The organism is Serratia sp. DFXYC6 (assembly GCF_057196085.1).
Genome location: NZ_JBXUNV010000001.1, coordinates 1,432,603 through 1,451,500 on the forward strand (window position 1 = coordinate 1,432,603; position 18,898 = coordinate 1,451,500).

Below are 18,898 nucleotides of genomic sequence, written 5' to 3' on the forward strand. Positions count from 1 at the left end.
GAAATAGGGACTGACAAAATGATCAAGTCACATCAACACTATTCTTCTCCGGCGCTGAACGCGACTGAAACTCTCGACGAGACTTCGGTCGCCGGTTATATGAACGCCGATTTTATTACCGTTCCCGCAACGATGACGGTCAATCATGCCCGGGAATATTTACTTTCACAGCTCAAAACGGACGAAATTCCCAGCCGGGTATTTATTACCGCGGACGATTATCATCTGCGCGGCACACTGTCGGTGAAAAAACTGTTGCAGTGCGAAGAACAGGATAAAGCCGTCGGCGTAATGATGGATTACAGCTATTTCCAGGTTTCGCCCGACGATGACCGCAACGACGTGGCGCATCTGCTGGGCAAAGGGGGGCTGGACGTGGTGCCGGTGGTGGCCAATAACACGCTGGTCGGCGTACTGGGCGAGCGTGAGATCGCCCGGCTGGTCGAGGATGAAAACACCGAGGATGCACAACGCCAGGGCGCGAGCCTGCCGCTGGACAAGCCTTATCTGGAGACCAGCCCGTGGGCGCTGTGGCGTAAACGCTCGGTGTGGCTGCTGATGTTGTTCGTCGCTGAAGCCTACACCGGCAACGTGCTGAAAGCGTTTGAAGATCAGCTCGAAGCGGCGATTGCGCTGGCGTTCTTCATCCCGTTGCTGATCGGCACCGGCGGCAACAGCGGCACCCAGATCACCTCGACGCTGGTGCGCGCCATGGCGCTGGGCGAGGTCAGCCTGCGCAACCTGGGCGCGGTGATCCGCAAGGAGGTCACGACCTCGCTGCTGATCGCCGTCACCATCGGTCTGGCGGCCTGGGTGCGCGCCTGGATCATGGGCGTCGGCATGGAGGTGACGCTGGTGGTCAGCCTGTCGCTGGTGGCGATCACCGTGTGGAGCGCCATTGTTTCGTCGATCATCCCGATGCTGCTGAAACGTCTCGGCATCGATCCTGCCGTGGTGTCGGCGCCGTTTATCGCCACCTTTATCGATGGCACCGGCCTGATTATTTATTTCAAAATCGCCCAACACGTCTTGGGTATTTAAACCGCTCCGCCCGTAAAGGGCGGAAATGTGACAAACCTGAGGAGGACGTTAAAAACCATGGACGCCGACCAACCCCGATATTTAACGCAAGGGGATTTTATCGATAACATTTAACCTGAGGACAAAATAATGGGAAACATGACTATTTTTATGGGATTCCTGGCAATGATCAGCTCGCTGGGCCTGTTGGCGGCCTATATGAGCACCAAATGGGATGATTAATGAACGCTAAAGATCCGCCTAGATGCATCCTCCCCGTGATCGCTATTTATTATGGGGAGGATTTAGCGGCGCGCTGAACGCGCAGCCTAAAACGGGAGTTGATAATAATGACGATTCTTATTCTGGGATTGCTCTACGCCATTTTAATGATTTCGGTGGGGGTGAATGAGATTTATTTTTATTCCACCGGAAAATCCAATTTTCTTACTAGCCTCATGCTGACTTTCTCTGGCAGTATGCTGCTGATCGCCTTTGTCTGGCAATTATCCTCTAAAGTAAAAAAATAAATCACCGTCCGAATGTGAGCAGCATCATGCAAAATGAAAAACAGGCCGTGGCCAGAAACTCGATGATCGCCAGCGGGTTGCTGGCCACGGGCAAATTCGTCGCCGGCATTTTTACCGGCAGTATTGGCCTGATATCCGAAGGGATCCACTCTTTCACCGATTTTATCGCCACCAGCATCACCTGGCTGGCGGTGCGCATCAGCGATAAACCCGCCGATGACGATCACCACTTCGGCCACGGCAAGGTGGAAAACCTGGCGGCGCTGTTCGAGGTGTTGCTGTTGCTCGGCGCCGCCGGTTGGATCGTCTACGAGGCGGGCAGTAGCCTGCTTGGGCAGCCGCATGAGATCGTCGCGGCGCCGGTGGTGATCGCGGTGCTGCTGATTTCCATCTGCGTCGATTTTTTCCGCGTGCGGGCGCTCAACCGCGTCGCCAAGGCGACCGACAGCGCGGCGCTGGAGGCGGATGCGCTGCATTTCTTCTCCGACATGCTTTCGTCCGGCGTGGTGCTGCTGGGCATGGTGTTTGTGCTGCTGGGCTTTGGCCGTGCGGACGCCATCGCCGCGCTGATCGTCGCCGGTTTTATCTTTGTCGCGGCAATCAAACTGGGTAAACGCTCCTTCGACTCGCTGATGGATGCCGCGCCGGCCGGAGCCACCGAGGCGATTCGCGCCACGCTGGACAGCTTCCCGGCGGTGCTGGCCTGCGACAGCGTGCGCATTCGCAACGCCGGCGCCGTACTGTTTGTCGAGATCACGGTGGCGGTGTGCCGCACCTTGCCGCTGGAGCGCATCGATGCGCTCAAGCGAGAAATCGTCGAACGACTGCGGGAGCAGCATGCCAAGGCGGAGTTTACCGTCATCGCGGTGCCGCAGACCCGCAGCGACGAAGACATGGCGACGCGCATTCGGGCGATCGCCGCCAATCACGGCGCGCAGGTGCAGAATGTCACCTTGCAGCAGTTGCCGACGCACATGGCGATCGGCATGGATTTGGCGGTGCCGGCCAACGCCAGCGTGGCGCAGGCGCATGATATCGCCACGGAGATAGAAGGGATCCTGCGTCAGGCGATCGGCGAGGACACCGAGATAGAGACCCATCTGGAGCCGCAGACGCCGCACTGGCTGGCCAGCGAGGATGTTTCCGCCGCCGAGCTGGCCGATATCCGGCTGATTTTGCAGTCGGCGCTGGAGCAGGGGGATAAGGTGCAAGACGTCCATAACATCCGGGCGCGCAGAACCGACGGCGGCATCATCGTCAACTTCCACTGCCGGGTGTCGCCGGCGGTAACCATCGCCGCCGCGCACGATGCGGTCGATCGGGTCGAGCGGCGGCTGCGCGCGCTTTATCCGGCCATCTCACGCGCGATAGGGCACGTCGAGCCGATCAAGCCCGGCGTTTGAATCAGCTCGGCCAATTGCGGATAGAGCGCCGCGTTGGCCAGCAGCAGCGGGTTGCCGCGTCGCAGCCCGTTGTGGTGCATAAAGTCATTCGCCACGCCGCCGGCTTCGCGCGTCAGCACCAGCCCAGGCAGGCTGTCCCAGGCGTTCATATGCGGTTCGTAATAGCCTAGCAGGCGCCCGGCGGCCACCTGGGCGGTCATCAACGCGCCGGAGCCGCTGCGCACGAACATGCCGCCCGCCTGCAGCAGGCGACAGAGAAAACCGCTGAATTCCGCCGCCGAGGCGCGCGGTGATATCCCGACGCCCATCACGCCATCCGCGACGCTGCGCCCGGCATGCACGCCGATCGGTTCCCCGTTGAGGAAAGCGCCTTGGCCACGGCAGGCGCGGAACATCTCGCGGTGGTTGGGATCGTAGACCACGCCGATCGTTGGCACGCCGTCGATCACCACGCCTATCGCGATACACCAGGTATGCAGCCCGTTCAGGAAGCAGGCGGTGCCGTCAATCGGATCGACCACCCAAACGCAGGTGGCGTTATCGCCGCTGCTGCCGCCGCTCTCTTCGCCGAGAAACCCATCCAGGGGAAACCGACGGTTGATCATACGGCGGATCAGCGCCTCGACGCGGCGATCGGCTTCGCTGACCACGTCCTGCAGGCCCTGTTTAAACTCGACGGCCAGACTCTGCCGGCGTTGATAAAAGCTGAAGGCGAGATCGGCGGCGGCGCGGGCGATTTCACGCGCGAAGCGGTAGCGCGCCTCGATGTCCCGTGGAGAGAGTGATGTCATGGAGTGCCTGATAACGAAAAAAGAATGGCAGTAGCCTGCCAGAGAATGATGAAAGTAATGTGTCGCTCAGCGCTGCGGATAAGAAAAGCGCAGCGTGTCGCGTCTCAAACCGTCGGCGGCACGCGGTTTTTGCAAAGAGGAAAAAACAGGCCGCCGGGCGGCCTGTGAGATTGATGACAAACCTTATACCCTTGCCGGGTTGGCAGAGATCACCGAATAAAAAACAAGGAAAATCAATTTATTGATTTTCGGCCGATCACCACAAAGAGGGGAAAAACCACGCTTTTTCCCCTCTTTGTCAATAGCCTGACAGGCCGCCGGGCGGCCTGTGGGATTAGCCCAGATGCAACCGGGCGGTGAGGTCGGCAATCTCGCGGCGCCAACGCGCCTGAAGCTCCGGTTTTTGATGCTTCGGTTTACGCGCCAGGTCGGCCTCCAGTTTGCTTTCGAGGGCAAACAGGGCGGTCAGCAACGCCTCTTCGCCTTCCAACAGCGGGTTTGGCGTCGGGGCGTCTGCGTTGGCCTCGTGCGCCGTCGGCAGCGCCGGCGTTTCACCCGCCAGGCGCTGGTACACCGGCGCGAGATCGTGCCACTCCTCCAGTTTTTGCTGGTCTATCAGCCAAAAGCGGTTGCAGCTCTGTTCGATCAGCATCCGATCGTGGGTGACCAGCATGACGGCGCCGGGGAATTGGCGCAGCGTTTCCGCCAGCTCCTCTTTGCCGGCCATATCCAGGTGGTTGGTGGGCTCGTCCAGCAACAGCAGCGAATGGTTGGCCAGCGTCAGGCCGACGAACAACAACCGTGAACGCTCGCCGCCGCTCAGCGAACGGATCTGCTGATGGTGGCGCAGGTAAGGGAACCCGGCGCCGATCAGCGCCATTTTCCGCTGTTCCTCGGTCAGCGGCGCAAATTGCGCCAGCGCTTCGCTCAACGTGTCTTCATCGCGCAGCTGTTGCAGGCTCTGATCGTAATAGCCGATGCGCACGCGCGGATGGAACAGCGCCGGGCGCTGCGTTTGTTGCTGATACTCGCGCCACAGCAGGCGCAACAGCGACGATTTTCCGCAGCCGTTGCGCCCGACGATGGCGATGCGATCGCCGCTTTTCACGCGCAGATGTTCCAGGCTGAACAGCACCGGCGCATCCGGCGCCGGGCACACCGCCCAGTGCGGCAGCGCAAGCAGGCGATCGGCGTCCAGCGCTTCTCCCTGCAGCCGCAGCCGCCACGGGCTGCCGGCGGTCAGGGTGGTCTGTTCTTCCTTCAACCGATCGACGCGCTTCTCCATTTGCTTGGCCTTGCGCGCCAGATCTTCGTTGTCGTAGACCTTGCCCCAGGTCGCCAGGCGCTTGGCGCTTTTTTCCACCCGGTCGATTTCCTTTTGCTCGGCCTGTCGCCGCTGTTCGTCTGCGGCGTCCTGTTCCGCCAGCGCGGTGCGCGCCGCAGAGCAGGGCAAACGGAAGAACTGCAGCGTTTTGTCGCGCAGGATCCAGGTGCAGTTGGTTACCTGGTCGAGCAGGTAGCGATCGTGCGACACCAGCACGAAGCTGCCGGTCCAGTTACGCAAGAACTGTTCCAGCCACAGCAGCGTGGGCAGATCCAGGTGGTTGCTGGGTTCGTCGAGCAGCAGCAGATCGGGCTGGCGGATCAGCGCGCGCGCCAACAGCAGCCGCGTATGCTGGCCGCCGCTGAGGGTGCCGGCGGTCAGCATCCAGCTCGCCGGTTCAAACCCCAGCTCGGCCAGTAGCGCTTCGCAGCGCCAGCGTTCGCTGAGGTGTTGGCCCGCAGGCAGCCGCGCCAGAACCGCATCCAGCAGGGTGCTGGTGTGCAGTTCCGGCGGCAGGTGCTGCTCGATGCGCGCCATCAGACATTGATGTGACAATGTCACCGTTCCGGTGTGCGCAGGCAGGTCGCCGCTGAGAATTTGCAGCAGGGTGCTTTTGCCGCAGCCGTTATCGCCGATCAAACCGATGCGGTCGCCTTTTTTCAGGCTGAAGGAAATCTCGCTCAGCAGGACGCCGAACGCGTTGTCGTAACCGACAGATTGTGCAGACAGTAATGTGCTCATTGCTTACTCAAGAGTTACAGGCATGACAATGCCTATCGTCAAACATTGCTGACGACAACCCGGTAAGCCGGAGGGAAGATCCTGGATTTAGTAAGCTTCGCTCAAGCTGGGTTATCGCAGCGCGATACCGGTAATGCTTGAGCGGCGACGATTACCAAAGAAGTGTGAGTGAAAAACCAATTCACACGTCAGCATAGTAAGTCTCCTTTTATTGGTTGCAGGTTAATCGGTGGCTGGATTATAGAGCGCTTCATGCCGTATCGCCAGTGTAAAAGCGCCTGAATTATCAGCAAGCTAAGGCGAGCGCGGGCGCGTGGCACACAATGGGAATAATTACTGTATTTCGGCCGACATTAAGCAGCTATTATAATTAGCGTTTATGGTTAAGCGACGGTTCATCCGCCGCCTGTTCGTCTGTCTATCAGATAATGATGCTGAGCACTGAATTTATGTTAAAGCCTCGCCCGTTCCTGCTGTTGTTATTATTGCTGTTGGGTATGCAACTGACGCCGTTCGCCGCCGTCGCCGCCACCCAGGATGATCCCGCCGCCGAAAGCGCGCCCGATCCCGCTACGCAGCTGAAAGCCGCGCAAAAGCAGTTGGACAGCATGAAGCAGCTGGTTTCCAAAGCGACGACCGACACCCAGCTCAGCAAGCTGCGGTTGGCGACGGACGATCTGGTCGCCAGCATGGATAAATTGTCCGCCGATCTGCAGCCGGTGCAGGAAAAACTGCAGGCGCAGCTGGACGTGCTGGGGCCGGCCCCGGCGGCCGGCGCGCTGCCGGAAACCCCGGCCGTCGCCCAGCAGCGCAATGCGCTGAACAGCAGCAAGAAGCAGTTGGACGATGCGGTAAAACGCGCGCAGGCCATCAAGACCAGCGCCTTCGATCTGGGCCAGCAGATCAGCGATCTGCGCCGGGTGGCGTTCAAAACCCAGCTGGCGCTGAACACCGGCAGCATTTTGGGCGTCAAATTCTGGACGCCGGTCGTGCAGCCGTCAGCGGATGACGTGCAGCGGCTGGACCAGTTCAACGCCGAGATGAAAGCGGCCTGGGACGCCAGTTGGCAGGACGAATGGCGGTACGGCACGCTGGCGTTGCTGGCGCTGGCGGTGATCGTCTGGTCCTGGGGGCGCTATTTGTCCGAGCGTTTCCTCGCCTGGGTCAGCATTCGCTTCCTGCCGGACGGGCGCCTGCGCCGCAGCTTTATGGCCATCATCACCGTGGCGGTGACGGTGATCACCACCTCGATCGCGCTGAACCTGCTGTATTACGTCTTTATCCGCGTGCAGCCGCTGCCGGTCATGCTGGAAGACTTTGCCGAAGGCTTTAACCGTCTGGGGATTTTCTGCGCGCTGATCGCCGGGCTGGGGCGTGCGGCGCTGTCGCTGAATCGCCCGTCCTGGCGTTTGGCTTCGCTGGACAATGAAGTGGCCGCCGGGCTGCGTTACTTCTCGCCGCTGCTGGCCGGTCTGGCGCTGGCGTTCGGTACTGTGGAGCTGATCAACAACGTCGTCAGCGCCTCATTGGCCACCACCATCTTCGGCAACGGCCTGGTGGCGGGGCTGATCGGCATGGTGCTGCTGGCGGCGCCGCTGCGCGGCCAGCGCATTCGTCGCCGTCTGGAGCAGCAGGGCGCGCACCTGGAAAAACGCACGCTGGTCGGCGGGCTGGTGCACATCGTCACCCTGGTGTGTTCGGTGGTGATCCTGCTTTCCCTGCTTATCGGCTACATCGCCTTCGCCCGCTTCCTGACCTACCAGCTGATCTGGGTGGTGCTGGTGCTGATGGCGTTCTACTTCATGGTACTGTTCGCCACCGACCTGTGCGCCGCGCTGTTTTCGCCGCAGACCGTCAGCGGCAAGATGCTGAAGAAAACGCTCAGCTTCAAGGATCGCCATCTGGAGCAGGTGGCGATCATCACCACCGCGCTGGCCAAATGTTCACTGTTGCTGTTGATGATCGTCGCGTTGTTCAACGGCTCGTTCGGCAGCACCACGCCGGGCTCGCTGATGGAGAAAATCGTCTCGATCCTGACCGGCGAAGGCTTGCAGCGTTTCAACATCGTGCCCGGCAACCTGCTCAACGCCGTGATCTGCCTGGCGATCGGCATCTACATCCTGCGTGCGGTACGGCGCTGGCTTGGCTCTGAGCTGCTGCCGAAGACCATTTCGGACGTCGGCATTCGCGCCTCGCTGGTGACGCTGTTCAGCAATATCGGCTATGTGCTGGTGATTCTGATCACCCTGGCGGCGCTGGGCATCCAGTGGAGCAACCTGGCGTGGATCGTCAGCGCCCTGTCGGTCGGTATCGGTTTCGGTTTGCAGGAGATTGTGAAGAACTTTATTTCCGGCCTGATCCTGCTGACCGAACGCCCGGTGAAGGTCGGGGATATGATCGGCATCGGCGGCGTGGAAGGCGACGTGCGGCGCATCAACGTGCGCGCTACCGAAATCCAGCTCAGCGACCGTTCCACCATGATCGTACCGAACTCGCAGCTGATCTCGCAGAACGTGCGCAACGCCACCATGGGCAACGCGCAAGGCGTGGTGACCATCGCGTTGACGTTCCCGACCTCGATCGATCCGGAGCAGGTGCGCAATATCTTGCTCAGCGCCTATAACGAGTACGAAACCATTCTGGACACGCCGGCGCCTTACGTGCGCTTCAGCCAACTGGGGCCGGACGGCATTATCCTGAGCGTGACCGGCTATGTGCCGAGCCCGCGCATGGTCGGCGCCACCAAGAGCGAACTGCTGTTCAATATCCTCAAGCTGCTGCGCGCGCAGGAAGTGAGCCTGTCCAGCCCGCAAGAAGTGGTATTTATGAAGCAGCAGGCGACGCGATATCAGGCCAATGAAGAGGAGCACTCCTCCTAGTGCCGGTTTGAGGCGGCGGGCCGTTAAGCGACGGCCCGCCGAGCGCGGCTAGTACATCGATGGTTCCACCGATTGCGAGCAGTCGCTGTTGGCGCTGGATTTGGTGCAGGTGTAAGGTTCATTTGGCGATGCCGAAGGCGCATTCGATGGGCCGCCGCCTCCGCCGATACAACCGCTCAGCATCAACGTCAAAAACACGAGAATTATCTTCTTCATCTCACCGTCCTCCATTGCGATTCCTCCTTTAAGTATATGCCGGGAAAGCGAACGGCACCGCTTGCCGCTGCGAACTATACTCCCTGGATGCCGTATTGATGCTCAACCTCGGCGAATGAGGGGAGAAAGATGCAAACCGACGACGATTTGACCCGCTTTGCCGCGCAGGGCGCGCCGCCGTTGCCGCCCGGTTCCAGGCAGGGCTTTGTCGAACACGACGGCGCGCACATCTGGTATGCGGCCTATGGCGCTGATCCGACGCTGATCCTGTTGCACGGCGGCCTGGGCCACAGCGGCAACTGGGGGTATCAACTGCCGGCGCTGCTGGCCGCCGGCTACGGGGTGTTGCTCATCGATAGCCGCGGGCACGGACGCAGCACGCGCGACGCCCGGCCGTATCGTTACGATCGGATGGCCGATGATCTGTTGGCGGTGATGGCGGCGCTGCAAATCCCCCACGCCGCGCTGGCGGGCTGGAGCGACGGCGCTTGCGTCGCGCTCATCGCCGCCCATCGGGCGCCCGAGCGGGTGGACGGCGTCTTTTTCTTCGGCCGCAATATGGATGCCAGCGGGGTTAAACCGCCGCCGTCCAGTCCGCTCGTCGAGCGCTGTTTTGCGCGCCATGCGCAGGACTATGCCGCCTTGTCACCGACGCCGGAGGATTTCGCTCCCTTCGTCTCCGCCGTAAGCCTGATGATGAGCAGCCAGCCGGACTACCGCGCACGGGAATTGGCGGCCATTCGCGTGCCGGTGACGATCGTTCACAGCGAACACGATGAATTTATCCGCGCCGAACATGCCGCCTACCTGAGCCGCAGCATTCCTGGCGCCCGTTTGACGACGCTGCCGGGCGTCAGCCACTTCGCGCCGCTGCAGCGGCCCGCGCTGTTCAACCGCGCGTTGCTGGATTTTCTCGCCGGTGTGATGCCGCCGCCTGCGCGTTGACGCTCGTTGTTCTATGCTGGAGGCGGGGCATTTTGGCATCATCGAAGAGGACATCATGAGCGAAAGCATCGTGGTCAGATCGTTGGAACAACGGGATTACGCCGCCTGGCTGGCACTGTGGCAAGGGTATAACGCCTTTTACGGCCGGGAGGGGGCAACGGCGCTGCCGGATGAGGTGACACAGACCACCTGGCGGCGTTTTTTCGACGCCTACGAACCGATGTACGCGCTGGTCGCCGAGCATCAGGGGCAGGTCGTTGGATTAACGCACTATCTTCTGCACCGCAGCACCATTCAGCTGCAGCCCAACTGCTATCTGCAGGATCTGTTCACCGCAGAGGCGGTGCGCGGCAAAGGGGTGGCGAGGGCGCTGATCGCGGCGGTTTACGAGCGTGCGCAGCAGTTGGGGTTGCCGCGTGTGTATTGGAATACCCACGAAACCAACCAGATCGCCATGCGGCTGTACGACAAGGTGGCGGAGCGTCCCGGTTTTGTGATGTATCGCAAGGCGTTTTGACGCGGGATGAAAAAACAACCCCACATAGCCCAATCTTATTTTGCTTTTGAGGAAAAAGACGGCGGTTTTTACCGGTAACAGGCCAACTGGGGCGTGAAATGTTCAAAGTGAAGCGTCCGCTTTAGCCGTTTCTGTGCCAGGTATGCGGGTGTCGTCAATATATTGATACACAAATATATTTTTCCTAGATGAATAAACAGATGTCCGGGCCGGCAAAACTGGCAATAATAGGCGAGTCGGCCGCTTATCTTCTCCTCATCGTCGACGGTTGTGACACGAACAGATTGTCACCTTACGCAGCAGAAGTCTCTGGATCCAAGATGCAAACCACCTCGTTGTCCGATGCCCGGAAAATTTGGCCCGCACTCACCGTCTTTCTGTTGGTGTTCGCGGTTTGCCTGTTGGGCATCGTGAGCCGCCCCGTCGGATTTTTGGCGATATTCTGGCCGGTAAACGCCGTACTGCTGGCGGTTCTGGTGCGCCGCCCGCAGTGGGCCACGCGCGCCGGCTGGGGCATGGCGGTGCTGGGTTATCTGGCGGCGGACCTGCTGACCGGCAGTTCGCTGCAAAAGGCGCTGTTGCTGAACGCCGCCAATCTGACCGGCGTGGTGTTGGGGTATCTGCTGTTCATGCGGCTGTCGCCGCCGGCGCGTATGCTGCAGCGTGGCGCCTCCAGCATGTACCTGTTCGGCATCTGCCTGGCCGCCGCCGCCGCGACCGGTTTGGTGGGCGCGGCGGCCTCGCAGTGGCTGTTCGGCAGGCCCTATTTGACCTCGCTGGCACTGTGGTTCTCATCCGAGTTCACCAACTACGTCACGCTGATGCCGTTTATTCTGGCGTTTCCCGCCGATTGGCGACATCGCTTGCGCGCGGCCCGCAGCATAGTGACGCAGCGCAGCCAATGGCCGCGCGCGGGACGAAAACTGGCGGTATTGGCGCTGCTGGCGTTGGCGGCGATCTGCAGCGTGCTGATCGGCGGCCCCGGGGCGGTGATCTTTCCCATGCCGGTGCTGCTGTGGCTGGCGATGTCCTTTTCGCTGTTCTGCACCATGATTGCGGTGCTGATTTATGTGCTGTGGTGCCATCTGGCGATCGATTTCGGGTTGCTTAGCACGACGCTCGACATGCAGGTGTTGCAAAACGCGGTATCGATGCGTTTGGGCATCGCGCTGCTGGCGCTGGGGCCCATCGCCGTGGCCAGCATGAACTATGCGCGCAGCGCGCTGCTGCGCACGCTGGAGCATGTGGCGAACCACGATGCGCTGACCCACGTGCTGACGCGCAATGCGTTTATGCAGCGCGGCGAGCGGATGATTGACCAAAAGGGCGAGTTGGTATGCGTCATGATGCTTGATATTGATTACTTCAAATCGATCAATGATCGTTTCGGCCACGCCGGCGGCGATCAGGCGCTGATGGCCTTTACCCGTGCGATCGCCGCCGATTTGCGCGTCGATGATCTGTTCGGCCGCATGGGCGGCGAAGAGTTCGCTATCGTCTCGACGCTCGGCCAGCCACAGCAAGGGTTGCAGCTGGCTGAACGGCTGCGGCAACGCATTGAGGCGGAATCGATCACCATGCCGGCCGGCCATCCGCTGCAGATCACCGTCAGCATCGGCATGGTGACCTGCCCGGGCGGTTCCGGCCACAGCCTGGCCGACTTGCTCAAACTGGCGGATCTGGCGGTATACAAAGCGAAAAACGCCGGCCGTAACCGGGTCGCCACGCCGGACTCTGACCCACCGAACGATCCTGAGCGCTGAACTTCCGATCCGGGTTGCGCGCCCGCCGTCTAAACTGGTAGGGGGCGCAGGCAACGTCGCCCGCGCTGAACCGACTGTCCTTAATCAGACAAGAGGATACCAGGATGAAATACGTAGACGGTTTTGTGGTGGCGGTACCGGCCGCCAACAAGGAGGCTTATCACCGGTTGGCGGCCGCAGCGGCGCCGCTGTTCAAAGAGTTTGGCGCCACGCGCATCGTGGAGTGTTGGGGCGATGACGTGCCCGACGGCAAGCTCACCGACTTTCGCGGCGCGGTGAAGGCGCAAGAAGGTGAAGTGGTGGTGTTCAGCTGGATAGAGTACCCCTCCAAAGCGGTGCGCGACGCCGCCAACGAGAAAATGATGAACGATCCGCGCATGAAGGCGCTCGGTGAGATGCCGTTTGACGGCAAACGCATGATCTTTGGCGGGTTCGCGCCGATCCTCGATGCGTAAAGGAGGCGCAAATGGCCAGAATTACGCAACATCTGTGGTTTGAAAAGGACATGGAAGCGGCGCTGAATTGCTATGTCGCGCTGATCCCCGGTTCGTCCGTGAACTGGTTTTCCGACCTGCCGGCGGATACGCCGAGCGGCCCGGCCGGCAGCGTGAAACTGGCTTCTTTCACGCTGGGGGACCAGCGCTACGCGGCGATCGAAGCCGGGCCGCTGGATCCGTTCAACCACAGTTTCTCCGTGATGGTGGAATGTGACGATCAGGCGGAAGTCGACCGGCTGTGGGATGCGTTGAGCGAGGGCGGCGAGGCGGAGCAGTGCGGCTGGCTGCGCGATCGCTGGGGGCTGTGCTGGCAAATTGTGCCGCGGCGCCTGACGGAGTTGATGAACGATCCCGACGCCGCTCGTGTGCGGCGGGTCACGGAAGCGATGCTGCTGATGGGCAAAATCGACATCGCCGGGTTGGAAGCGGCGGCGCGGGGCTAGCGGTAAGAGAACGAAGGAGAGAAAGGATGCATCGAGAGCGGCACAGTATTGAACGCATCGGCTGGCTGCGGGCGGCGGTGCTCGGCGCCAACGACGGCATCGTTTCGACGGCCAGCCTGCTGCTGGGCGTGGCGGCGGCCAGCGCCGCGCATTCCGCGCTGATGATCGCCGGCGTCGCCGGGTGGGTGGCCGGGGCGATGTCGATGGCCACCGGTGAGTATGTGTCGGTCTCGTCGCAGGCGGATACCGAAAAGGCCGCGCTGGCGGAAGAGCAGGCGGAGTTGCTCGAAGACTATCCGGGGGAGTTTCGCGAACTGACGTCAATCTACGTGCATCGCGGGCTGGATCCGGCGCTGGCTCGGCAGGTGGCGGAAAAGCTCATGGCGCATGATGCGCTGGAGGCGCACGCGCGCGACGAGCTGGGCATTTCCTCCGTCACCCGCGCCCGGCCGCTGCAGGCCGCGTTGGCGTCGGCCCTCAGTTTCTCCCTCGGCGCGCTGCTGCCGCTGCTGGTGGCGCTGTGGGCACCGCTCGACTGGACGCGAGCGGCGCTGGTGGCGTCGGCGCTGATTTCTCTCGGCGTTCTCGGCGGCATCGCCGCGAAAACCGGCGGGGCGCCGATCTTGCCGGGCGTGGCGCGTATCCTGATCTGGAGCGCGCTGGCGATGGCGGTCTCCTCAGGCGTGGGCATGCTGTTTGGCGTGACGGCAGGCTAACGCCGCGTTTGCATCAATCTATTGCACCTCAAACTCAGAATTTATCATTTGTCAGCCGCCGGCGTTCACGGCATGGTGACGGCAACGCCAAATCAGTCAGGGACTCTTATGCAAAAATCACAGATCCAACCGTGGGTTGCGCAGCATCCGCTGCTGCAACGAATGGTCGCCCTCGAGCCGATCACCTGGTTCAATCCGCGTGCGACCACGCTGGCCGCCGGCTTGCCCCATGTCGGGCTGACCGCCGCCGACGTGGCCGAAGCCGAGCAGCGCCTGGCGCGTTTCGCGCCTTATCTCGCCGCGGCCTTCCCGGAAACCCAGCCGACAAAGGGGATCATCGAGTCCGAGCTGGTGGCGATCCCTGCCATGCAGCAGGTGTTGGATCGGCGCTATGGGCAGGCGTTGGGTGGGCGTCTGCTATTGAAAAAGGACAGCCATCTGCCGATTTCCGGTTCAATCAAAGCGCGCGGCGGCATCTATGAGGTGCTGACGCACGCGGAGAAACTGGCGCTGGAGGCGGGGCTGCTCCAGATCGGCGACGACTACGCCCGGCTGTGTTCCGATGCGTTTCGTCAGTTCTTCCGCCAGTACCGCATCGCCGTCGGATCGACGGGCAATCTGGGATTATCCATCGGTATCATCAGCGCCCGCCTGGGATTTGATGTCAGCGTGCACATGTCGGCGGATGCGCGAGAGTGGAAAAAACAGAAGCTGCGCGACAATGGCGTGACGGTGGTGGAATACGCCGAAGATTACGGCGTGGCGGTCGAGCAAGGGCGCCAACAGGCGGCGAACGATCCGAATTGCTTCTTTATCGACGATGAAAACTCGCAAACCCTGTTCCTCGGCTACGCGGTGGCGGGCGGCCGCCTGAAGCGGCAGTTTGCCGAACAGGGCATTGTGGTGGACGCGCAGCATCCGCTGTTCGTGTATCTGCCGTGCGGCGTCGGCGGTGGGCCGGGCGGTGTGGCCTTTGGCCTCAAGCTGGCGTTCGGCAATCACGTTCACTGCATTTTCGCCGAACCGACCCATTCCCCCTGCATGCTGCTCGGCGTCTACAGCGGGTTGCATGACGGCATTGCGGTGCAAGATCTCGGCATCGACAACCGCACGGCGGCGGACGGGCTGGCGGTGGGGCGCGCCTCGGGTTTTGTCGGCCGGGCGATGGAGCGCCTGCTAAGCGCATTTTACACGCTGAGCGACGAAGAGATGTTCGCGTTGCTCGGGTTGTTGGACAGGCACGAGCATATCCAGCTGGAACCCTCCGCCCTGGCGGGCATGGCCGGGCCGTGGCGCATGGAGGCCAATGCGCAACAGCTTAGCGGGCAAGGGGTGAGCGCGGAAAGCCTGGCGCAGGCGACGCATCTGGTGTGGGCGACCGGCGGCGGCATGGTGCCGCCAGCGGAAATGGCGAAGTACCTCGCCGCCGGGCAGACGGCTGAGTAAGGCGCAATATAAAGTAAAAAGGGGCGAACATCGCCCCTGATTGGTTTGCCGTGCGGTTAAAGCTGTTCGCCGTTGCTGGCGATCACCCGGCGATACCAGTCGAAGCTTTTCTTGCGCGAACGTTCGAGCGTGCCGGTGCCGTCGTCGTGTTTATCGACGTAGATAAAGCCGTAGCGCTTGCTGTACTCGCCGGTGGTGAACGATACGCAGTCAATGCAGCCCCACGGCGTATAGCCGATCAGGTCTACGCCGTCTTCAATCACCGCTTTTTTCATCTCTTCGATATGGGCGCGCAGATAGTCGATGCGATAGTCATCGTTGATCTGGCCGCCCGCTTCCACCTTGTCGAAGGCGCCGAAGCCGTTCTCCACGATAAACAGCGGTTTCTGGTAACGTTCATACAATACGTTCAGCGAGTAGCGCAGCCCGACCGGATCGATCTGCCAGCCCCAGTCGGAAGCCTTGACGTGCGGGTTCGGCACGTTGCCCGGGAAGCCGAACATGCCGTCGCTGCCTTCCACCGCGTTGGCCTGCAGCGCGTTGCTCATGTAATAGCTGAAGCCAATGTAGTCGGTGCAGCCCTCGCGCAGGATCTGTGCGTCCTGCGGCTGCATCTCGATCTTCAGCCCTTTGCGTTCCCAGTCGCGCAGCAGATAGCTTGGGTAGTAGCCGCGCATCTGCACGTCGGTGTACAGATAGCGCTGGTGCATCGCCTCCACGGCGTACATCACGTCGTCCGGCTTGCAGGAATAAGGGTAGAACGGCACGCAGGCCAGCATGCAGCCGATCTTGAACTCCGGGTTGATCTGATGGCCGAGTTTGACCACCTGCGCGCTGGCGACGAACTGGTGGTGCAATACCTGGTACAGCGCCTGCTCCGGATTGTCTTCCTGGGTGTAGTCCACGCCGGAACAGCAGTAGCCGAACAGCGGGTAGCGGTAGTTGCTCTGGTTGTTGATCTCGTTGAAGGTCATCCAGTACTTCACCTTCTCGCGGTAGCGGCGCATCACCACTTCGCTAAAGCGCACGAAAAATTCCACCACCCGGCGGTTTTTCCAGCCGCCGTAGGTTTTCACCAAATGGTAAGGCATTTCGAAGTGCGACAGGGTAATCACCGGCTGGATGCCGTATTTCAGCAACTCGTCGAACAGATCGTCGTAAAACTGCAGGCCGGCCTCGTTTGGCGTTGCTTCGTCGCCGTTCGGGAAGATGCGCGTCCAGGCGATCGAGGTGCGGAAGCATTTGAAGCCCATCTCGGCGAACAGCGCCACGTCCTGCTTGTAGCGACCGTAGAAGTCCACCGCTTCATGGTTGGGGTAACGGTAGCCGTCGAGCACGCCGTCGGTCATCACGCGATCGACGCCGTGCGAACCGCCGGACAGCACGTCGGCGATGCTTGGGCCTTTGCCGCCCCGATCCCAACCGCCTTCAACCTGGTGCGCGGCGACCGCGCCTCCCCACAGAAAATCTTTCGGCAACTGTTTCATCGTCAATGTCTCATCTTATTTAATGAAGGATAATAACGTTCGCATTGCCAATAGAGTAACAAGACCAAAAGAAATGTCACGATATAACAAATCGCCGGACAAAGTGATTTGTCACAATAAAAAAACAGCCTGTTTTATTTTGCCGAATTAATATGCCCAAGCCGTTTGCCGATGGTTTCAATAATGTAAAGCACGGGGATCTGCGTGGTGATATTGTGATGGCCGCCGATCAAATGCTGCGGCACGTGGTAGGAGAGATTAAAGTCCGCCAGCCGCGCCAGCGAAGAGGTTTCGTTGTTGGTGATGCTGATGATCTTGCAGTGGTGCAGACTGAATTGGCTGGCCAGCCGCAGGATCTCTTCGGTTTCGCCGGAAACCGACAGCATGATCGCCACCGCGTTTTTATACATATCGCTGTTGACGGGATAATAAGGATCGTCGATATGGGTGCTGAATTTCCCGACGTTGGAAAAGAAACGCGCGCCATATTTCCCCAAGGCGCCAGAGGTGCTGATGCCGACGAAAATAATCCGCTCGGCGGCGGCGATATGATGCGCCGCTTCATCGAGTAACTGATTAAATTCGTCGTTGCTGACGCTTTTAAAAAAACTGAGAATTTCGCCGATGCCGGAATCGACCGGCGGCGCATCGCTTTGCTCCAGATACAGTTTGAAACGGATGCGAAATTCTGAATAACCGTCGCAACCCATTTTTTTGCAAAATCGCAGCACGGTAGTGGTGGATACGCCGGCGGCCTCGGCCAGCTCGCGGATGGTCATGTACATCACTTGATTTTTGTGTTTGCTGACGTAGTTATAAACCATCAGCTCCAGGGCGTTGAGCTCGGCGATTGCTTTATGGGTAAACATGGGTCGATCCGGCGGCTGAAAACGGGACATTTATCTGCGGGTTACCATAGCAAAATTCGCCGCCGCCGACACTGCCGAACAAAAAGAAAAGCCGCACCAGTCAGGGGCGGCCCAGGGTTCACGACGAACAAATAAAGCAAAACGTTCCGGAAGACATGCCATGAAAACGCGTTTCATCACACAGGGTTAGCATAGGCCAGCTGATGCCGGCGGCAAAATGCCGGTTTCTGCTTTCTAAAACCAAAGCGCGGCAAAGGCTATGGCGCCTCGGGCTTATCTTCGGACCAGCGGGCGGCGTTGACATCCACCTTAACCGGCAGCAGCCCGATGGCGGTGAATTTATCCGCCAACTGCTGTTGCTGTCTGAACACCTCCGGCGACATGCGCTGGCTGCCGAACGGCATGCGGGCGATGGCTCTGGCCCAAATGGCCTGATCCAGACCGGTGCTCTGAGCGAGGATCGCCGCCGCTTCCTGTGGATGCTCGTTGGCCCAGTCGCTCAGCGCGCCGAGCTGTTGAATCACCTGTTTGGCGCTGTCCGGGTAGGTTTCGGCAAAGCGGCGGCTGGCGAGATAGAAGGTATAGTGCGGCACCAGGCCCTCCGCGTCTTTCAGCAGGCGGGCGTTGGCGCGGGTTTCCACCTCGGCGTAGTAGGGATCCCAAATCACCCAGGCGTCGACGCTGCCGCGCTGGAAGGCGGCGCGGGCATCGCTCGGCGGCAGATAGACCGGCGTGATGTCCTTGTAGCTCAAGCCGGCCTGTTCCAGCGCGCTCACCAGCAGGTAATTGACGTCAGACCCTTTGTTCAACGCCACGCGTTTGCCTTTCAGATCGGCCACGGAGCGGATCGGCGAATCCTGCGGCACCACGATGGCTTCGGTTTTCGGGCTGGGCGGCGAATGCGCCAAATAAACCAGATCGGCCTTGGCGGCTTGCGCGAAGGCCGGCGGCGCGTCGCCGGTCGCCGCCAGATCGATGCTGCCGACGTTCAACCCCTCCAACATCTGCGGGCCGGCGGGGAATTCTATCCAGCGAACCTTGACGCCCTGCGGCTCAAGGGCTTTTTCCAGCGTGCCGCGGTATTTCAGCAGCGCAAAAATGTTGGCTTTCTGGTAACCGATGGTGATTTGCTGCGGTTTCTCCTGCGCGCCGGCCGGCAGGCTAAGCAGGCCGAGCAGCAGGGCGGCGATCAGCGGCGTTGTGAGTTTTCTCATCCTGATTTTCCGATAGGCGAAGTGAACAATAGCGATACGCGCTGGGCGTAACGCCATGAAACGGCATTCAAATTTTCCTGCGGCGGGATAAGGGCGA

General features: G+C 60.7%; 18 protein-coding genes. 12 read left to right on the top strand and 6 right to left on the bottom strand.

The window, feature by feature from the left end; genetic code table 11:
- Nucleotides 1–18: 18 nt before the first annotated feature.
- The 4 genes from AC2CGQ_RS06995 to AC2CGQ_RS07010 all read left to right on the top strand — a co-directional run bounded on the left by AC2CGQ_RS06995 (nucleotide 19) and on the right by AC2CGQ_RS07010 (nucleotide 2,953).
- Complete coding sequence (locus AC2CGQ_RS06995; protein ID WP_004938111.1) at nucleotides 19–1,041, top strand: magnesium transporter; 1,023 nt, start codon at nucleotides 19–21, stop codon at nucleotides 1,039–1,041.
- Nucleotides 1,042–1,170: 129 nt separating this feature from the next.
- On the top strand, nucleotides 1,171–1,263 hold the full coding sequence (gene mgtS / locus AC2CGQ_RS07000; protein ID WP_004938109.1) for a protein MgtS: 93 nt from the start codon (nucleotides 1,171–1,173) through the stop codon (nucleotides 1,261–1,263).
- 107 nt (nucleotides 1,264–1,370) lie between these two features.
- On the top strand, nucleotides 1,371–1,550 hold the full coding sequence (locus tag AC2CGQ_RS07005; RefSeq protein WP_004938106.1) for a hypothetical protein: 180 nt from the start codon (nucleotides 1,371–1,373) through the stop codon (nucleotides 1,548–1,550).
- Nucleotides 1,551–1,576: 26 nt separating this feature from the next.
- The gene (locus tag AC2CGQ_RS07010) at nucleotides 1,577–2,953 is read left to right on the top strand and encodes a cation diffusion facilitator family transporter (protein ID WP_088381611.1); all 1,377 of its coding nucleotides are present in this window, start codon (nucleotides 1,577–1,579) and stop codon (nucleotides 2,951–2,953) included.
- On the opposite strand, the gene AC2CGQ_RS07015 is transcribed toward AC2CGQ_RS07010, so the two are convergent.
- Nucleotides 2,896–3,744, bottom strand: a complete 849-nt coding sequence (locus tag AC2CGQ_RS07015; protein WP_076741221.1) for an inositol monophosphatase family protein — start codon at nucleotides 3,742–3,744, stop codon at nucleotides 2,896–2,898. The genes AC2CGQ_RS07010 and AC2CGQ_RS07015 overlap by 58 nt on opposite strands.
- A 334-nt stretch (nucleotides 3,745–4,078) precedes the next feature.
- Nucleotides 4,079–5,809, bottom strand: a complete 1,731-nt coding sequence (locus AC2CGQ_RS07020) for an ABC-F family ATP-binding cassette domain-containing protein (protein ID WP_166445134.1) — start codon at nucleotides 5,807–5,809, stop codon at nucleotides 4,079–4,081.
- Nucleotides 5,810–6,258: 449 nt separating this feature from the next.
- On the opposite strand from AC2CGQ_RS07020, the gene AC2CGQ_RS07025 reads away from it, so the two are divergent.
- On the top strand, nucleotides 6,259–8,688 hold the full coding sequence (locus tag AC2CGQ_RS07025; protein WP_015377936.1) for a DUF3772 domain-containing protein: 2,430 nt from the start codon (nucleotides 6,259–6,261) through the stop codon (nucleotides 8,686–8,688).
- Nucleotides 8,689–8,736: 48 nt separating this feature from the next.
- Here the strand turns inward: AC2CGQ_RS07025 and AC2CGQ_RS07030 are convergent, their stop codons facing one another.
- Nucleotides 8,737–8,919, bottom strand: coding sequence for a hypothetical protein (locus tag AC2CGQ_RS07030; RefSeq protein WP_004938091.1), 183 nt, complete (start codon nucleotides 8,917–8,919; stop codon nucleotides 8,737–8,739).
- Between the two features lie 114 nt (nucleotides 8,920–9,033).
- On the opposite strand from AC2CGQ_RS07030, the gene AC2CGQ_RS07035 reads away from it, so the two are divergent.
- The 7 genes from AC2CGQ_RS07035 (at nucleotide 9,034) to dsdA (ending at nucleotide 15,231) form a co-directional block, all read left to right on the top strand.
- On the top strand, nucleotides 9,034–9,849 hold the full coding sequence (locus AC2CGQ_RS07035; RefSeq protein ID WP_166445133.1) for an alpha/beta fold hydrolase: 816 nt from the start codon (nucleotides 9,034–9,036) through the stop codon (nucleotides 9,847–9,849).
- A 55-nt stretch (nucleotides 9,850–9,904) separates the two neighbouring features.
- Entirely contained in the window at nucleotides 9,905–10,366 is a 462-nt protein-coding gene (locus AC2CGQ_RS07040) for a GNAT family N-acetyltransferase (RefSeq protein WP_041922341.1), read from the top strand.
- A 320-nt stretch (nucleotides 10,367–10,686) separates the two neighbouring features.
- Complete coding sequence (locus tag AC2CGQ_RS07045) at nucleotides 10,687–12,129, top strand: GGDEF domain-containing protein (protein WP_166445132.1); 1,443 nt, start codon at nucleotides 10,687–10,689, stop codon at nucleotides 12,127–12,129.
- 104 nt (nucleotides 12,130–12,233) lie between these two features.
- Nucleotides 12,234–12,584 (top strand): DUF1428 domain-containing protein, encoded by a 351-nt coding sequence (locus tag AC2CGQ_RS07050; protein ID WP_004938082.1) that lies wholly within the window; start codon nucleotides 12,234–12,236, stop codon nucleotides 12,582–12,584.
- A gap of 11 nt (nucleotides 12,585–12,595) precedes the next feature.
- A complete protein-coding gene (locus AC2CGQ_RS07055; RefSeq protein WP_015377932.1) occupies nucleotides 12,596–13,069 on the top strand; it encodes a VOC family protein in 474 nt (157 codons plus the stop codon).
- 26 nt (nucleotides 13,070–13,095) lie between these two features.
- The gene (locus AC2CGQ_RS07060) at nucleotides 13,096–13,785 is read left to right on the top strand and encodes a VIT1/CCC1 transporter family protein (RefSeq protein ID WP_015377931.1); all 690 of its coding nucleotides are present in this window, start codon (nucleotides 13,096–13,098) and stop codon (nucleotides 13,783–13,785) included.
- Nucleotides 13,786–13,893: 108 nt separating this feature from the next.
- Nucleotides 13,894–15,231 carry a D-serine ammonia-lyase gene (gene dsdA, locus AC2CGQ_RS07065; RefSeq protein WP_261438143.1) on the top strand — a complete coding sequence of 446 codons (1,338 nt, stop codon included), beginning with the start codon at nucleotides 13,894–13,896 and terminating at the stop codon, nucleotides 15,229–15,231.
- A gap of 56 nt (nucleotides 15,232–15,287) precedes the next feature.
- Here dsdA and AC2CGQ_RS07070 read toward each other — a convergent pair whose 3' ends face one another.
- The 3 genes from AC2CGQ_RS07070 to AC2CGQ_RS07080 all read right to left on the bottom strand — a co-directional run bounded on the left by AC2CGQ_RS07070 (nucleotide 15,288) and on the right by AC2CGQ_RS07080 (nucleotide 18,801).
- Nucleotides 15,288–16,724, bottom strand: a complete 1,437-nt coding sequence (locus tag AC2CGQ_RS07070) for a 6-phospho-beta-glucosidase (RefSeq protein WP_484593533.1) — start codon at nucleotides 16,722–16,724, stop codon at nucleotides 15,288–15,290.
- A gap of 128 nt (nucleotides 16,725–16,852) precedes the next feature.
- The gene (locus tag AC2CGQ_RS07075; protein WP_004938065.1) at nucleotides 16,853–17,587 is read right to left on the bottom strand and encodes a MurR/RpiR family transcriptional regulator; all 735 of its coding nucleotides are present in this window, start codon (nucleotides 17,585–17,587) and stop codon (nucleotides 16,853–16,855) included.
- A gap of 257 nt (nucleotides 17,588–17,844) precedes the next feature.
- Nucleotides 17,845–18,801: a sulfonate ABC transporter substrate-binding protein gene (locus tag AC2CGQ_RS07080; protein WP_172574740.1), complete on the bottom strand. Its 957-nt coding sequence runs from the start codon at nucleotides 18,799–18,801 to the stop codon at nucleotides 17,845–17,847.
- Between the last annotated feature and the right edge of the window lie 97 nt (nucleotides 18,802–18,898).

Excerpts from the sequence above, each read along its gene's own strand:
- mgtS (WP_004938109.1), top strand. The coding sequence starts at position 1,171 with ATGGGAAACATGACTATTTTTATGGGATTCCTGGCAATGATCAGCTCG.
- dsdA (WP_261438143.1), top strand. The coding sequence starts at position 13,894 with ATGCAAAAATCACAGATCCAACCGTGGGTTGCGCAGCATCCGCTGCTG.
- AC2CGQ_RS07040 (WP_041922341.1), top strand. The coding sequence starts at position 9,905 with ATGAGCGAAAGCATCGTGGTCAGATCGTTGGAACAACGGGATTACGCC.
- AC2CGQ_RS07055 (WP_015377932.1), top strand. The coding sequence starts at position 12,596 with ATGGCCAGAATTACGCAACATCTGTGGTTTGAAAAGGACATGGAAGCG.
- AC2CGQ_RS06995 (WP_004938111.1), top strand. The coding sequence starts at position 19 with ATGATCAAGTCACATCAACACTATTCTTCTCCGGCGCTGAACGCGACT.
- AC2CGQ_RS07020 (WP_166445134.1), bottom strand. The coding sequence starts at position 5,809 with ATGAGCACATTACTGTCTGCACAATCTGTCGGTTACGACAACGCGTTC.
- AC2CGQ_RS07030 (WP_004938091.1), bottom strand. The coding sequence starts at position 8,919 with ATGGAGGACGGTGAGATGAAGAAGATAATTCTCGTGTTTTTGACGTTG.
- AC2CGQ_RS07015 (WP_076741221.1), bottom strand. The coding sequence starts at position 3,744 with ATGACATCACTCTCTCCACGGGACATCGAGGCGCGCTACCGCTTCGCG.
- AC2CGQ_RS07005 (WP_004938106.1), top strand. The coding sequence starts at position 1,371 with ATGACGATTCTTATTCTGGGATTGCTCTACGCCATTTTAATGATTTCG.
- AC2CGQ_RS07035 (WP_166445133.1), top strand. The coding sequence starts at position 9,034 with ATGCAAACCGACGACGATTTGACCCGCTTTGCCGCGCAGGGCGCGCCG.
- AC2CGQ_RS07010 (WP_088381611.1), top strand. The coding sequence starts at position 1,577 with ATGCAAAATGAAAAACAGGCCGTGGCCAGAAACTCGATGATCGCCAGC.
- AC2CGQ_RS07025 (WP_015377936.1), top strand. The coding sequence starts at position 6,259 with ATGTTAAAGCCTCGCCCGTTCCTGCTGTTGTTATTATTGCTGTTGGGT.
- AC2CGQ_RS07050 (WP_004938082.1), top strand. The coding sequence starts at position 12,234 with ATGAAATACGTAGACGGTTTTGTGGTGGCGGTACCGGCCGCCAACAAG.
- AC2CGQ_RS07075 (WP_004938065.1), bottom strand. The coding sequence starts at position 17,587 with ATGTTTACCCATAAAGCAATCGCCGAGCTCAACGCCCTGGAGCTGATG.
- AC2CGQ_RS07045 (WP_166445132.1), top strand. The coding sequence starts at position 10,687 with ATGCAAACCACCTCGTTGTCCGATGCCCGGAAAATTTGGCCCGCACTC.
- AC2CGQ_RS07060 (WP_015377931.1), top strand. The coding sequence starts at position 13,096 with ATGCATCGAGAGCGGCACAGTATTGAACGCATCGGCTGGCTGCGGGCG.
- AC2CGQ_RS07080 (WP_172574740.1), bottom strand. The coding sequence starts at position 18,801 with ATGAGAAAACTCACAACGCCGCTGATCGCCGCCCTGCTGCTCGGCCTG.